Source organism: Streptomyces thermoalcalitolerans, assembly GCF_039525155.1.
In the GTDB taxonomy this organism is placed as follows: Bacteria; Actinomycetota; Actinomycetes; order Streptomycetales; family Streptomycetaceae; genus Streptomyces; species Streptomyces thermovulgaris.
This window is the reverse complement of record NZ_BAAAHG010000002.1, coordinates 234327-249050: the sequence shown is the minus strand read 5'-3', so window position 1 is coordinate 249050 and position 14724 is coordinate 234327. Positions and strand designations below refer to the sequence as shown.

Below are 14724 nucleotides of genomic sequence, written 5' to 3'. Positions count from 1 at the left end.
TCGGCCATGCCGCCGGCTCTCGCGGCCGAAACGGCACCGGTTCCCCGGCTGCCGCACCGGAAAGACACGCGGAGACACACGAAGGCACGCGGCTGCCTCGACCCCCGGTCACCGGCGGGTGTGACGAAGAAGCCGTCTCGTGCGCTGGGGCAGTCGACCTGAGCGGGGACGGCCTCGGATCCGTTGAGTTCAGTGAGAGACCAACGCACCGGGATGGACACGGACATGGGCGACCGACACAGCGACGGCGACAGCCGCGTGCTCGCCCGCGACGGCACCTCGAGCGCCGGCCGGCTGTGGCTCGCCCTGGGCCGCGCCCTGCGCGCCGAAGCCCTCGACACCCCCGCCGAGCAGCAGGCCCTGGCCGCCTTCCGCGCCGCCCGGGACAGCGGAATCCACCGGCGGACACACACAAGGCAGCGGGACGACTGGCGCTGAGCGGCGCGCCACCGGCGGCGAGAACGAGGGCAGCACCACCCGGCCCACCGCCGAACAACAGGCCCTCGCCCGTCCCGGGCCGCCGAGAAGGGCGAGAGCCCCGGACACCGCATGGCACGGCGGGAGCGACCCGGGACGGTGGGCGTCGCTCTCACTTCGTCGGGACCTGCCGGGCCGGCGCGGTCCTGCGGGTGACCGAGCGGTCCAGATGGACCACCACCGTGTCGTAGAACCGGTGCACAAGGGTCTCCACGCTCCGGATGAAACCGGACTCGGTGTTGCCACGGCTGCTGCCCATGCCCTTGAAGAGGGAGAGGCGGAAACCGGTGATCTGCGAGCCGTTCTTCGGCAGCAGGTCCCCCGGCTCCGGCCGAAGCCGCTCCAGCGTGCCCCGCGGGCCACCCATACCGCCGTCCACCAGCGTTTCGACATGGAGGTCCGCCGGTGCCTCGGCCAGTCGTCTGATGAGCCGCTTGGCCCGGGTCAGCGGGTAGCCCTGCTCGGGAGCGGGGATCTCGACGGAGGCGCGCAGTTTTCCGGTGCGGAGGTCGGCGGCGACCGCCAGGACGCCGGGTGTGCCCTCGATGCGCAGCTCGGCCTGCAGCCTCCCTTCCCGGCACAGCTGATCGGCCATCCGGGCCCGACGGGCCCCGGGGTCGCTTCCGCGGCGGGCACGCTGGACCGGGAGCACCTTCTGCCCGATTTCACCGCCGAGCCCCAGACAGATGTGGCGGATGAGCCGTTCCCAGCTCTCGACCACTTCCAGGGCGCGCGGATCGCCCTGGCACAGCGTCTCGTCGTCGATCCCCCGGCGTACGGGAACCCAGGCGGCGCCCATGTTCTGGAAACCGTGGCAGCCGGAGTTGTCGTGCCGCAGGTAGTGCAGAAGCTCCTGAAGCAGCCAGGCGTGGGCGCTGTTGCCGACACCTTCGTGCCGGATGAGCAACTGTGCCTGGTGAGCGACTTCGGCCCAGGACAGGTGCCACAGGGCCACCTTGTGCTTGCGCCGCCGGTCGATCTTGACGTCGACCAGCGGGCTGCCCTCGAGGGCCACGTCGTTCGAGAGGGTGATCACGGCCTCGTAGCCGCGTCGTGCGGCTATGTCCACGTACACCTGGACCTGGTCGGGCTTGAGCGGATTGCCGTTGGTCTTGGTCTCGACCAGAGCCGTCCACAGCTTTCCGCCCCGCTCGACGCGGATCACGCCATCGGGACGCCGGGGTGTGTCACCGTGCGGCAAAGAGACCTCGGTGAACGTCTCCATACGGCCCGCCGGGGCGCCGAAGGCCGCCGTGAGCCTCCTGCCGAACTCCGGTACCTGTGCCATGACCGACAGCAGGACCGAGGTGGCGCGCATCTCCCGCTCCCGGTCGCTCTTGAGCGCCGTGACGGGAAAGAGCCTGGCCGCCTTCCAGGACTCGTTCTCCGCGAGGGACTTCTTCACCGCCTTGGGGAGGGTGACCTTCTTCTTGGCCGTACGAGGGCGTGCGGTCACCTTCTTCGGTTCCGCGTTCTCGGCGTGCTGCCGGGGCGAGGGCACAGCGGGCAGCGGTGCCGGCGGTTCCTGCTCGGCAACCGTGGCGGCACCCTTCGCCTCCTTCATGTCCGGCTTCCCGTCGTCCTCCGGCATCACGGGCGCAGCCGGCTCATCGGCCGCGTCGTCCTCGATGTCGACGCCGAAGTCCGTCGCCAGCCCGGCCAGTCCGGTGGCGTACCCCTGTCCGACCGCCCGGAACTTCCACCCCTCCCCACGCCGGTACAACTCACCGAAGATGAGGGCGCTCACCGAGTCGGCGTCGTCGGTGGCGAAACGGAGCAGGGGCTCACCCGATGCGTCGGACAGGGTCACACGGAGGTCGTCGAGTTCGCTGAACAGCGCGCCCTCGTACCGGCTCGCGGCAATGACGATCCGTTCGACCCCGGCGGGCACCGCCGTCAGATCGAAGCTGATCCGGTCCTCGCTGCCCTCCCCGGCGGGCTGCTTGCCGAGAAGGTGCACGCTGCCGTCGGCAGCGGACGGGTTGTTGTAGAAGTGGAAGTCGGCGTCACTGCGCACCTTCCCGTCCGCGCCCAGCAGGAGAACGGAGACGTCCGCGTCTCCCTCGCCGGTCGGGCTCGCCCACCCCAGGCTCACGATCACCGCGTCGACGTTGTCGCTCAGGGCGGCCAGCTCCACATTGCCACCCTTGACCATTTCGTACATAAAATCCCAAACCGCTCACAGTGGGCGCAAGAATCCGCCCACTCCCACACCTTGTGTGACACACCGCACACTCGACGCATGGCGCACTCTAGCCCGAACAGACCCCATCCGTGCCGATCTTCCGAAAGACCTCATGCGTCGCGAAGCCGGCCGAACCGCGGCGTCGTCGCGAACACGACCGGGACCTGGAGCCACCGGACGGTCCACCGGCCCTCCGTGCGGGGCCGCCCGCCTCCGTCACCTCGTGCGGACCGGGTCCGGGCAGGCGACCGGGCCCAGGGCAACCCGGTGGTCAACTGCTACCGTCTACCAATCTGTAGACGTTCACCCCTCGGACAGTTCGGTTTCACCGAGGGTTCCGTATTCGTGCCCCGGAGATCCACCTGATGACGACTTCCTCCCCGCCCGCCCAGGGGTTCGACGGTGCGGCTGTCAGCGGCGGCCTCTACACCGACGTCACCGAGTTCGCCCGGGACACGCCCTGGCTGAACGAGCCCGCGGAGCTGTACTCCGCCGTCGGCATGGGCGTGTTCGTGATCTTCGGTCTGATGGCCTGGTGGCGCGCCCGGCACCAGGGGAACGCGGTCATGGCCGCCGTACTGGCCACACCGTTCGCCGTCGTCATCGCGTACGCCGTCAACAGCGGGCTCAAGAACATATTCCAGGAGCAGCGCCCCTGCCGGGCCCTGCCCGGCAGATTCCTCATCGAGGAATGTCCTCCTGTGGACGACTACGCCTTCCCCAGCAACCACACCACGGTCGCCGTCGCCTTCGCGGTGGCGCTGCTGGTCATCAACCGGTGGATCGGGGCCATCGCCCTGCTCGCGGCCGTGGCGATGGGCGCCTCACGGGTGTACGTCGGCGCCCACTACCCCCACGACGTCGCCGCCGGAGCCCTGGTGGGGACCGTCGTCACCCTGCTCGTCATCCTCGCGGCACGCATGTTCGCCCTGTCCTTCGTGGGACGGCTGCGCACCGGTGCGCTGGCCCCGCTGCTCGCCGCCCCGGATGCGGCGACGGGCCGGCCGGCACGGGCGCGCTGACGTCGGCTTCTCCGGCGTCTTCTCTTCCTTATCTCTGTCCCTCTTCTTTGTCTCCCTTTCTTCCTCTTCTCTTCTTCGTGGTGCTTCCGCCCCCGGACACCGGCCGAACGGCCCGTGTCCGGGGGTCGTGTCGTTGGCAGCGGCTCACTCGTCCTCGGACGGCCAGGGCCCTCGGTAGGCGTGGGCCCGGCGGCGGTCGCGGCGGACCAGCACGGTGGTGCGGGCCGCCACGATCAGCGTCGCGGCGGCGAGCGGGACCAGGAAGGGCGACATCTGCGTCACCGCTTCGGTGAGGGCCGTCATCGTCGTCACTGCTCCTTTCCGTGGCCGCCCGCCCGGCAAGCCCGGGTGGCCAGGCCGTCGACGAGGGCCGCCTCGATGGCGCTCATCCGGTCGGCCAGCAGGGCGAGGGCGGCGGTCGCCCGGGTGAGGGGGTCGTCGGCGGGGCCGCCCAGGGCCTGGGAGCGGACGTAGGCGGCCTTCAACTCGGCCCAGCGTTCGGCCTGTTCGGGGGTGAGGGTGCCGCGCAGTTCGGCCAGCTTCAGCAGGTTGGCCTCGGCTCCGTCGGTGAGGGTCCGGGCCTCCGCGGTGAAGTGGTCGTCGAGGACGGCGGAGAGCTCGGCGTCGTTCATGACCGGCCGCACCCGCTGGGCGATCCTGTTCATGGTGCGGTAGGAGCCCTGGAGCCGGAACGGCGGCTCGGTGCGGGTCTCCTCGGACTGGGCGGCGGAGGCGATGTAGGCGGCGTTGACCGCGAGAACCGTCTCACGCACGGTGAGCAGGTGCCGCAGTACGGCGACGATCTGCTCCACCTCGGCGGGTGCACAGGGGTGGACGAGCCGGTCGGCGCGGGCCGCGGGGTCGCCCGCGGCGAGCCGGAGCAGCAGGTCCAGGTCGCGGCGGTCGCGGCCGGCCAGCGGGGCGAGCACCGGGTTCGCGGTGAGCGCGTTCTCCAGGAAGCTGAGCGCGAAGACGTCCTCCTTGCCGGTCAGCACCTCGCCGAGGTCCCAGACGTCGGCGCGGTTGGCGAGCATGTCCGGGATGCGGAAGCGTTCGCCGGACTCGGTGTACGGGTTGCCGGTCATACAGACGGCGAAGCGCTTGCCGCGCAGGTCGTAGGTGCGCGGCTCGCCGTTCCACACGCCGTCGATCCGGCGGGTGGTGTCGCACAGCGGGATGAACTTCTGCAGCAGCTCCGGCGAGGTGTGCTGGATGTCGTCCAGGAGCAGCAGTGTGTTGTTGCCCGCCGCCAGCGCAAAGTTGATCTTCTCGATCTCCTGGCGGGCGGTGGCGTTCGGCGCCTCGGCCGGGTCCAGTGAGGTGACGGCGTGGCCGAGGCCCGGGCCGCTGACCTTGACCAGCATCAGGCCGAGGCGGTCGGCGACGTACTCCATGAGCGTGGTCTTGCCGTAGCCGGGCGGCGAGACGAGCAGCAGCAGACCGCCGGTGTCGGTGCGCCTGGTCTCGCCGGCGGTGCCGAGCTGGCGGGCGAGGCTGTCGCCGACGAGGGGCAGATAGACCTCGTCGACGAGCCGGTTGCGGACGAACGCCGCCATGGAGCGCGGGCGGTGGTCGTCCAGCCGCAGCCGGGCACGCTCGGCGTCCACCAGGGCGGTGCGGCGGCGCTGGTAGGCGCGGAAGGCGGGGACCTCCTCCTGCGCGAATCTGCCGGTCCGGGCCAGGAACTCGTCGATCCGCAGGGTGAGGCGGCGGTCCGTGATGCGCGGATGGGTGCCGAGCAGGCCCTCGACCGTGGTCACCGGGGAGACCTCGGACTCGTAGCGGGTCAGGTCCGGGCACAGCTCGGCGGCCACCGCCTCGGCCAGGTCGCCGGCGGACATCCCGGTCCCGGTGGAGGCGGCGTACGCCGACAGCCATGCCCCGGCCAGCTGACGGCGGTCGGCGAGGGCGTCGAGGGCGGCCAGGTCCTCGTCGTAGGCACAGCCGCCCACGGTGCGGCGGAACGTGTCGAGCAGCGTACGGGTGGCGGTGCTGACGACGAAGCCGTCGGGGCCGGTCGTCAGCTCCTCGAAGAGGTACGCGGCCGCGGCACGGGCCGTGCCGTGCGCGCCCGCGGTGCCCGCCGCATCGCCGCTGCCCGTAAAGGCCGATCCCGTGGAGGACGGTGCGGTGGTGTCCGGCGACCAGTCGGCGATCGCCCGCGCCAGTTCCTCCTCCAGTGCGCCGATCGCCGGGGACGGGCCGAAGGTGTCGCGGGCGCGGGCCAGGGAGACGGCCCGGCGGGTCCAGGCCGCGCGGGCCGCGGGGGTGGTGCCATGGGCCCAGAACAGATGGGCGGCGGCGCGGGCCGCGGGTTCGTGGCGCAGGGGCCCGGCCTGTTCGTACAGGGGGAGCAGGGCGGCCAGGATCAGCGCGGCGTCGTGGTCGTGGATGCCGCGCTCGTAGCCCTCGTCGTACGCCTCCTCCGCGGCCCTGCGCACCAGGGCCGGCAGGTCGTCGGCCGCCGCCAGGGCGGCCGGACCGTGCTCGCGCAGCAGGCGGGCGGCCAGGTACTCGGCGCGGTACACCTCGGGCGACTCGGACGGCAGGCGGCGGTCCCAGTAGGGGCGGGTGGACGCGAAGTCCGGGTCGGTGACCGGGGCGCGGTAGTCGGTGCCGGTGACGGCGAAGGCGAGGCCGTCGCCGTGCGGGACCAGGGTGAGCTCGAAGGGCCGGGTGGTGACGGCGAAGCGGTGGGCGCCCAGACGGACGGTGCGGCCGCCGTCGGTGTACAGGTCGGTGCGGTCGCGCAGGGCGCGGGCCGCCTCCTGGCGGGCGGACTTCAGACGGCCGTCCAGCTCCTCCGCCCGTACCGGGTCGCCGAGTGCGCGCAGTTCCCCGGCGGTGCGGCGGACCTTGGCGACCAGGGGGTCGGAGGCGAAGAAGGTGCTGACGGCGTCGGCGTCGGCGAGGCCGGCCGCGCGCCGGGCGATCGTCTCCAGGACACGGTCCGCGGAGGCGGCGAGCTGTTCGGCGCGGCGGGCGCGGGCGTCCAGAAGGCTCTGCCTGCGGCCGGCGAAGGCGTCGTGGATCTCGGCGCGCTTGGCGGCGAGCTCCCCGAGGAAGTCGTCGAACTCGGCGAACCGGGACTCCAGGTTCTCCAGCCGGACCAGCAGGGCCGCGAGCTGCTCGTCGCAGGCGTCGGGGTCGTCCGCGGCGGCCAGCGCACCGGTGACGGCCTGGCCGAGCAGCGCGAACTCGGCGGCGAACTCGGCACGCCCCTCCTGGTCGCGCAGTTCGCGGCGCCGGGCGTCGAGCAGGGCGCGGGCCCGGTTGACGCCGCCCAGCACCTCGGCGATGCGTTCCAGGACCAAGGTGCGCACGGTGGCGTCGCCGGTGTCGAGGCCGGCGACGACCTCGGTGACCGTGTGCAGGGTGCCGGCGAGCTCGTCGAGCCGGTCGGCGACCGGGGCCGCCTCGGCGACGGAGCCGATCGACTCGGCGTCGGCGACGAGCCGTTCGACCTCGTCGTGGTGCTCGGCGAAGGCGTCCTCGCGGGCCAGATGGGCGACGGCCCGCCGGCCGAACGCGGCGAGGTCGGCCTCCGCCTCGGCGGCGAGGTCGTCGATGCGGGCGACATCGGCGTACCGCATCTCCTTCAGGGTCAGCAGATGCCCCTGTGCCTGCCGCAGTTCGCTCAGTCCCTCGACCCAGGCGGCGGCCCCGCGCGGTGCCTCGCCGCGCAGCCGGCGCACCACCGCGGCGAGCCGTTCGGCGGCGGCCTCCAGCGCGTCGGCGGCCCGCCGGGTCAGCGTCCGCACGGTGCGGAACTCCTCCAGCACCTGCTCGGCGGTGTCCCGTACGGCCTGAAGCGGGGTGCGCAGGTCGCCCAGCTCCTCCTCGCCGAGCCAGTGGTGGCTGTCGAGGACGCGGACGCAGGCGGCGACCAGTGCCTCGTACACCTCGACGGTCGGCGTGGTCTCGGCGACGGCACGGCTGATGGACAGGCAGTCGGAGATGCCGCGGACGAGATCGGCGTTGCCGATCCGGGCGAGGGGGCCGGTGCCCGTCGTGGCGGCGTGGGTGTCGGAGACGTAGTGGGTGTCGGAGACATAGGGGGAAGCCCACAGCTGGATCGGGTGCACCCGGCCCGGCTCGGCGGGCCCCGCCGAGGGAGCCGTGCGCAGTGCCATCAGCACACCGTCGTCGAACAGGGCCCAGCCCTGGCAGGACAGCGGGGTGGCGACCTCCTCGCGGATGGTGTTGTACGACAGCAGCAGGCTGCGCCCCTCCGCGCGCGCGTGGAAGGCGTACAGCACGTCCTCGCCGTACGGCGAACGCACCTCGCGCTCGAACTCCAGCCCGCTGGTGTCGAGTTCGTACGTCTTGTGGGCGCCGGTGGCCAGACAGTAGCCGCCGGGGAACACGATCCCCTGGTCCTCGGGCAGACGGCGGCAGGCCTGCCCGATGCCGTCGAGGCGGAGCACCTGCTTGGTGAGGGTGTTGAAGACCAGGTAGCGGTCCGCGGTCTCCTTGTAGGGGCGGATGCGCAGCAGGATCAGCGCACCCACGCGCGCATGCGCGATGTCCGCGTCGGCGAGGGACTGCAGCGGCTCGTCGACCGGCTCGCTGTACACGCCCTCGCCGGTCCCGGTGTCGTTCTCGGTCTTGAGGGTGAGGCTGCCGCCGGCGGTGGAGACGAAGACCTCGCCCCGCACCGAGACATGCGGGAACCGGCCCGGCACATGGTCCTCGCGGCCCGCCTCGGTCCACTCGACGTCGTGGGAGGGCGGCAGCACGTAGTCGCGTTCGCCGCGCGCGTCCAGGAACGCCGCCCGGCCGCCGGCGGTGAGCGTCCAGCGCAGCACCCGGATGTCATCGGCCTTCTCGCCGATGCGGAACACGGCCAGCAGCCGGTCGTCCGTGCGGCGCAGGCTCAGCAGACGGGCCTGCCGGTAGTAGCGGTACAGGGCCGCGAACTCCCGTACGAACTCCGGGTCGTCGAGGAGGCCGGGCACCGCGTTCTCGGGCAGCCGGTTCAACGCGCGGTCGTACAGCGCGAGAACGTCGCCCACCTCGGGCTCGGGCCGGGTGCCGTTGTACCCGAACAGCAGGTGGTCGCCGACGGCGACGACGTCCCGGGGCACGCTGGGGTGCTCGGTGTGCAGCCGGCCGGTGCCGGTGAGGTCCAGGCGCGTGGCGCCGAACTCCTCGGCGCGGCGGGCGTTGAGGCGCTCGGCGCCACGGGCGAGTTCGGCCGCCTGCGCGGTGAGCCGGTCGCGCAGTACCTCGTACGTTCCGGTGTCCACGGTCGTTCCGGTGTCCACGGTGTCGTACGAACCCGTCTCCAGGGCGGTGGCCATGGGTGGTGCGTCCCTTCGCGAGGAGGTGCGGGGCCGGGGCCGCCGCCCCCCGTACGGCGGCCCCGGCCCCGCTGGTCGTCGGAACCCGGCGCCGGACTCCCGTCGGTCTCTCGCCGGTCCCCCGTCGTTTCCTGCCGCTTCTCGGCGTTTCCCGGCGCGTCCCGGCGTTTCCCGCCGCGTCCGATCGGTTCCCGTCGGTTTTTCGCCGGCCTCCCGTCGTCCGCCCGAAGGCCGGGTCCGGCGGCGTCACGGGATCCGCTCGAAGGCAGCGGTGCGGGACAGGGCCCCTGCTCGGGAGCTGCGCGAGGGCAGGGCCCCTGTGCGCACGGATCCGGGGGAGCGTGCCGGACGCCGCGCGGCGGGCGGGGTCCGGCGCCGGGTTCTCAGGCCTTGACGGTGCCGTTGGGGGCGGTGAGCGGCATGTCGGCCAGGCCCAGCTCGTCCGCGCGGTCGAGGAGTTGCCGCACCTGCCCGGCCTTGCTGCCGCCGGACTTCATCAGCTGCATCAGCAGCGCGGAGACGGTCAGGTTCCGCACATCGGCCGTGGAGAAGGAGCCGAGGATCCGGCCCAGGTCATCGGGCAGGCTCGCCGAGCCGTCCAGGTAGGGCTTGGCCAGGGCCTGCGCGGTGTCGGAGTGCGCGACGAACCCGTCGACGCCCTTGCCGAGCGCGACCGCGGACATCAGCCGGTCGAAGAAGACCGACTCGCCGCCGACGATGTCGATGTCGGCGTTCTCCAGGCCGGTCGCCAGCACCGTGGCCTGCGCCTCGGCGACCTGCCGCTGGGCCTCCAGGGCGGCCAGCCGGATCTCCTTCTCCGCCTCCAGCCGCAGCCGGTACTCCTCGTGCCCGCGGGACGCCTCGTCCAGGGCGGCCATCGCCGCCGCCTTCTCGTTCAGGCGGACCGCCTCGGCCTTCAGCTCCTCGCCGATCGCGGCGGCGTCGGCCAGCGCCCTGGCCCGGGCGCCCTCGGCCTCGGCCCGCAGCCGCGCCTCGGCGCCCTCGGCCTCCGCGCGCAGCCGGGCCGCGGTCGCCTCGGCCTCGGCACGGCCGGCCTTCTCGATGACCTCCGCCTCCTGCTCGCGGACCTTCACCGCGGCCAGCCCCTCGGCGGCGGCCTCGGCCTGGACGGCCTCGGCCAGGCGCAGCTTGGCCTGGGCGTCCAGGTCGGCGGTCTTCAGCCGGGCCTCGGCCAGGGTGAGTTCCTCGGCCGCGCGGTGGGCGGCGGCCTGCTCGGCGGCCTCCGCGGCCTTGATGTCCTTGACCAGCTTCTCCTGTGCCTCGGCCTCGGCGGCGATGACGATCGCCTGACGCTCGCGCTCCGCCTCCTCCACGGCGCGCAGCTTCTTGATGGACTCCTCCTGCTCGGCGACCGTGCGTTCCACGGCGATCCGCTCGCGCACGACCTCGGCGATCTCCCGCTTCTCCGCCTCGACCTCCTTCTCGGCGGCGATCCGGGTCAGCTGGGTCTCCCGCTCCCGGGCGATGACCTCGAGGAGACGGTCCTTCTCGATGCGCTCGTTCTCGATGGCGATGACCCGCTCGCGGTTCTTCGCGGCGACGGCGATCTCACGGGCCTGGTTCTCGCGCTGGATGCCGAGCTCCTCCTCGGTGCGCAGGAAGGCGGTCTGCGCGCGCAGCCGCTCCTCCTCCACCACACGGGCGGTCTCGGCCTCCTCGCGGGCGCGGGTGGTCTCGATCTCCCGCTTCTGCCTGATCTCGGCGTCCGCCTGCCGGCGCTCCAGCTCCAGGATGGCCTCGCGCGCGTCGACGTTCTGCCGGGTGATCTCCATCTCCTCGGTGCGCTGGGCCTCGTTGGTGCGCACGTGCTCCGCGGCGGTCAGCTCGGTGATCTTGCGGATGCCCTGGGCGTCGAGGACGTTGCCGGGGTCGAGCTCGGACAGCGGCGTCTGCTCCAGGTAGTCGATCGCCGCGTCCTCGAGGTGGTAGCCGTTCAGGTCGACACCGATGACCTCGATGATCCGGTACCGCAGCTCCTCGCGCTTGGTGTAGAGGTCGGTGAAGTCCATCTGCTTGCCGACGGTCTTCAGCGCCTCGGAGAACTTGGCGTGGAACAGCTCCTGCAGCGTGTCCCGGTCGCTGGCGCGGGCGGTGCCGACGGCCTGGGCGACCTTGATGACGTCCTGGGCGGTCTTGTTGACCCGGACGAAGAACGTGATGCGGATGTCGGCGCGGATGTTGTCCCGGCAGATGAGCCCCTCACGGCCCGAGCGCTCGATCTCTATGGTCTTCACCGAGATGTCCATCACCTCGGCCTTGTGCAGCACCGGCAGCACGATCTGCCCGGTGAAGGTCACATCGACCTTGCGCCTCTTGGAGACGATCAGGGCCTTCCCCTGCTCCACCTTCCGGTACAGCCGGGAGAAGACGAACAGCACGAACAGAACGAGAATCAGGCAGGCCGCGGCGAGCGCGCCGATGACATTCATGGCATACGTCCTTGGTGTCCTTGGCGGTGAGGGACGGTGAACAAGGGCGAGCCCGGGGTGGCCGGGGCCAGGACTCTGAAGGCCGGCGCGGCGTGCGGGCGCCGGACGAGCGGGGAGTGCGCCGCGGTGTTTCCCTCGTGACGTGTGCGGCGCACCGAACGACGGACATTCCCCCCTGCCGGTTCCGGTGCCGGACAATTGCCGGTGCCCGGCACTGGAACCGTCCGTGGTGCTCCCCGTGCGCCATTCTGCCCGCGGACATGCCACTCGCGCATTGCCGGTTTCCGGCAATTTTCCGTGGCTGTTTACTGCCGAGAAGGTGACGGAGCCTCAGCGCACACGGCCGGGCGGTGGTGCGGATTCCCTTCTGCTTCCTTGCCTCTTCCCTGCCGTTTCCCTGCCGCTTCCCTGCGCCTTTCCTGCCCCCTTCTCTGCCCCCTTCTCTGCCCCTTTCTTGCCCTTCCCTGCCTCGGCACAGCTCTGTCGGCACAGCTCTGTACGCCCTGTGCGACAGGGGACGGGGCCCGCCGGCGGCCTGCCGGTGGAGCGATCAAGGGGGCGTGGGGGTCCTGGAACCGGTCGCGAATGCCTGTCCCTGCCGCGTCGGCGGTGCCGCCCCGGCATCACCGTGCGACTCCACGCGCCTGTCGGACCTATCGGAACGTCGTCCAGCGGGGGGCCGTACGGGACCAGTCCTCGGCCCAGGCGGAGAGGTTGCGGCGGCGGAGCACCAGGGCGGCGAGACCGTGCACGGCCGCGCCGGCGGCGCAGACGGCCAGGGCGGCGAGGATCGCCCAGCCCATGCTGCGGCTGCGGATCTCGTCGTCGGTCATGGGCGGCCCGGTGACCCGTCCGTCCGGGTCCGTCCACACCTCGACGCTGCTGCCGGCGGGCAGCCCGGCGGGGACGTCGGCCCGCGCGGTGCGGGTGAGGCCGTCCGGTCCGGTGAGGCGCACCTGGACCGAGTAGCGGGCCCGCTTCGCCTGCCGCGAGTCCGGCTCGACGTGGCGGGGGGAGTCGTGGACCAGGACCGCGGTGGTCCGCTGCCACGTCCGTTCCTGGTACTCGGCCTGCCGTTCGTAGTGGCGGAAGGCGGCGTCATGGGCGAGGACCAGGGCCGCGGGCGCGGCGGCCAGGACGGCCAGCAGCAGGACGAGGCCGATCCATGCCTGCAGCAGATCGGTGGGGCGGCACAGCGGATTGCGCCGCAGGCGCCACAGCGGGATGCGCGGAGGCCTTCCGGAGGGCGGGGGCCCGGGAGGCGGCTGCGCTCGGGGGAGGCCGCCGGACATGGTGCGGTCCTCCTTTCCAGGTCTCCTGGACGACTGTTGTCCAGGTCTCCGGGACGACTGCTCTTCAGGTCTCTAGAACGACTGTGACTCGAAGGAGGCGGAATCCGCGTCCGCGGGGTCGTCGCGGGCGGACCGCAGAAGAGTGGCGGCGCCGCGAACGGCGGCGGTGTGCGGCGCCGCCACGGTCTTGAGGGGCGCGTGCAGCCTGCCGGTGAGGTGGTAGGTGATCTCGGGGCGCAGGGCGCCCCCGCCGGCCAGCAGCACGCCCCGGCGCAGGGCGTCGGTGGTGAGCGACGTGCGGTCCTGCCGCAGCATCGCGTTCACCATGGTGGCCACCGCGTCGCCCATCCGCGTCGGCGGGACGGTGTCCAGGTCGGTGGTGCCCAGCGCGGTGCGGCGGGCGTCGACGACGGCGCCCTCGGACAGCAGCACCACCTCGGTGAGATGGGCGCCGATGTCCACCACGAGCAGCGGACGCGACAGGTCCGCGCCCGCGGCCAGCGCCACGGCCCGGGCGCGGGAGACGGTGAGGACGTCACGGGGCCGCAGCACCTCCACCGCCGTACGGGCCTGGGAGCGGTAGGCGACGCCGTCCAGCACGGGAGCGGTGACGACGACCAGCGGGCGGGCGAAGCGGGGCAGCCGGTGGCCGAGCAGACGCTCGAGCATCCGGGCGGTGCCCTCGGCGTCGAGGATGGTGCCGCGCCGGATCGGGTACACCGCGCCGGCACCGGGGAAGGTCACCGTGGGGACGTCGACGACCAGTCCCCGGCCGGCGATCCAGGCGCGGGTGCGGGCGCTGCCCATGTCGAGGGCGACACCGCAGCCCTGCCGGCCCAGTGGCCACGGCCGGTGCCGGGTGGTGTCGACGGCGGCGCGCGAGCGCTGGGACCGCTGGGACCGCTGAGACTGCTGGGACTGCTGGGAGGTGGTCATCGTCCGGCCCCTCCGCCCTGCAGGCAGCGCCCGCAGTAGCGGGCCTGCGGCACGATCAGCAGACGTTCCCGTTCGACGGGGCCCCGGCACCGGAGGCAGATGCCGTAGCCGCCCTCGTCCATACGGGCCAGGGCGGCCTCGACGTCGGCGAGGACCATGCGGGCGCAGGCCGCGAGCTTGACGCGGACCTCCACCTGCGAGGCGGCCTGCCCCTGGAGTTCCGCGTCCGCGCGGGAGGACTCGGCGGCCGAGAGCTGCCGCACCTGCTCCTGCCGGAACAACCGCTGCTCCTCGAGGTTCTCGCGGAGCACGGCGAGGTCCTCGGGCGTCATGTGCGTGTCGCGGTCGCCGATGATCTGGTTGTTCACCACTTCACCCCCTCGGGCAGTGCAGGAGACGAGGCCGGCGGAAGACGAGGCCGGGCGGGAAACGCGGCCGGGCAAGGAGAGCACCGGTTGCGGGACGTCAGGCGCCGCGGCGCAGGCAGGAGACGCAGTGGGCCGTGTACGGCAGGATCTCCAGGCGCTCCGCGGGGATCGGCTTGCCGCAGCCCAGGCAGATCCCGTAGGTGCCGTTCTCGACACGGGCGAACGCCGCGTCGATCTCCTTCAGCACCCGCTCGATGGCTTCCCGCTGGGAGGACATAAGATGGTCGTCCGCCGTCGTCCGTCCGGTCTCCCTCAGGGCCTCCAGCTGGACCAGCCGGGTCCCGCGCGCGTGCTCCAGGCGCCGGCGGGCCTCCTCCGCCGCCGCGCGCTCGAGGCTCGGTTCGGTCCTGGCGGCGTCGAGCGACATCGTCGGTGCCTTTCTGTCCGTTCTTGTCCGTATGATCCGTACAGTCCGTGGAGTCCGTGGAGTCCGTGGAGGTTCTGCCGGGTTCTGTCCGGAGGGTGTGCGCGCCCCGTGGGGGCTGCTCAGGGGGACGGGGACCGGTCATGTCTCACCCTGGACGACCGGACCGCGGTTTCCCATCGGGTCCAGGACCCATTTGCGGGCGGTCGGAGAGTTCATTCAGGGCCCGGCCGGGGCCGGGGCCGCATCGTCCGGGGTGCGTGATGC

At 72.5% G+C, this 14724-nt stretch carries 10 protein-coding genes; 2 read left to right on the top strand and 8 right to left on the bottom strand.

Going from position 1 to position 14724, the window contains the following annotated elements; translation table 11 throughout:
* Window positions 1-225 precede the first annotated feature (225 nt).
* The gene (locus tag ABD224_RS02500; protein ID WP_344046180.1) at window positions 226-438 is read left to right on the top strand and encodes a hypothetical protein; all 213 of its coding nucleotides are present in this window, start codon (window positions 226-228) and stop codon (window positions 436-438) included.
* 151 nt (window positions 439-589) lie between these two features.
* Here ABD224_RS02500 and ABD224_RS02495 read toward each other — a convergent pair whose 3' ends face one another.
* A complete protein-coding gene (locus ABD224_RS02495) occupies window positions 590-2641 on the bottom strand; it encodes a TerD family protein (RefSeq protein ID WP_344046176.1) in 2052 nt (683 codons plus the stop codon).
* 386 nt (window positions 2642-3027) lie between these two features.
* On the opposite strand from ABD224_RS02495, the gene ABD224_RS02490 reads away from it, so the two are divergent.
* Entirely contained in the window at window positions 3028-3684 is a 657-nt protein-coding gene (locus ABD224_RS02490) for a phosphatase PAP2 family protein (RefSeq protein ID WP_344046173.1), read from the top strand.
* Window positions 3685-3828: 144 nt separating this feature from the next.
* On the opposite strand, the gene ABD224_RS02485 is transcribed toward ABD224_RS02490, so the two are convergent.
* From ABD224_RS02485 to ABD224_RS02455, 7 genes are all read right to left on the bottom strand, one after another.
* The gene (locus ABD224_RS02485) at window positions 3829-3996 is read right to left on the bottom strand and encodes a hypothetical protein (RefSeq protein ID WP_344046291.1); all 168 of its coding nucleotides are present in this window, start codon (window positions 3994-3996) and stop codon (window positions 3829-3831) included.
* Entirely contained in the window at window positions 3993-8987 is a 4995-nt protein-coding gene (locus ABD224_RS02480) for a DNA repair ATPase (protein WP_344046171.1), read from the bottom strand. Before ABD224_RS02480 ends, ABD224_RS02485 begins: the two co-directional genes overlap by 4 nt.
* Before the next feature lie 383 nt (window positions 8988-9370).
* Complete coding sequence (locus ABD224_RS02475) at window positions 9371-11437, bottom strand: flotillin family protein (RefSeq protein WP_344046169.1); 2067 nt, start codon at window positions 11435-11437, stop codon at window positions 9371-9373.
* Between the two features lie 653 nt (window positions 11438-12090).
* Window positions 12091-12729: an Rv1733c family protein gene (locus ABD224_RS02470; protein ID WP_344046167.1), complete on the bottom strand. Its 639-nt coding sequence runs from the start codon at window positions 12727-12729 to the stop codon at window positions 12091-12093.
* Window positions 12730-12801: 72 nt separating this feature from the next.
* Entirely contained in the window at window positions 12802-13665 is an 864-nt protein-coding gene (locus tag ABD224_RS02465; protein ID WP_344046165.1) for a rod shape-determining protein, read from the bottom strand.
* Window positions 13662-14033: a TraR/DksA family transcriptional regulator gene (locus tag ABD224_RS02460; protein WP_344046163.1), complete on the bottom strand. Its 372-nt coding sequence runs from the start codon at window positions 14031-14033 to the stop codon at window positions 13662-13664. Before ABD224_RS02460 ends, ABD224_RS02465 begins: the two co-directional genes overlap by 4 nt.
* A gap of 97 nt (window positions 14034-14130) precedes the next feature.
* Window positions 14131-14460: a TraR/DksA C4-type zinc finger protein gene (locus tag ABD224_RS02455; protein ID WP_344046161.1), complete on the bottom strand. Its 330-nt coding sequence runs from the start codon at window positions 14458-14460 to the stop codon at window positions 14131-14133.
* Between the last annotated feature and the right edge of the window lie 264 nt (window positions 14461-14724).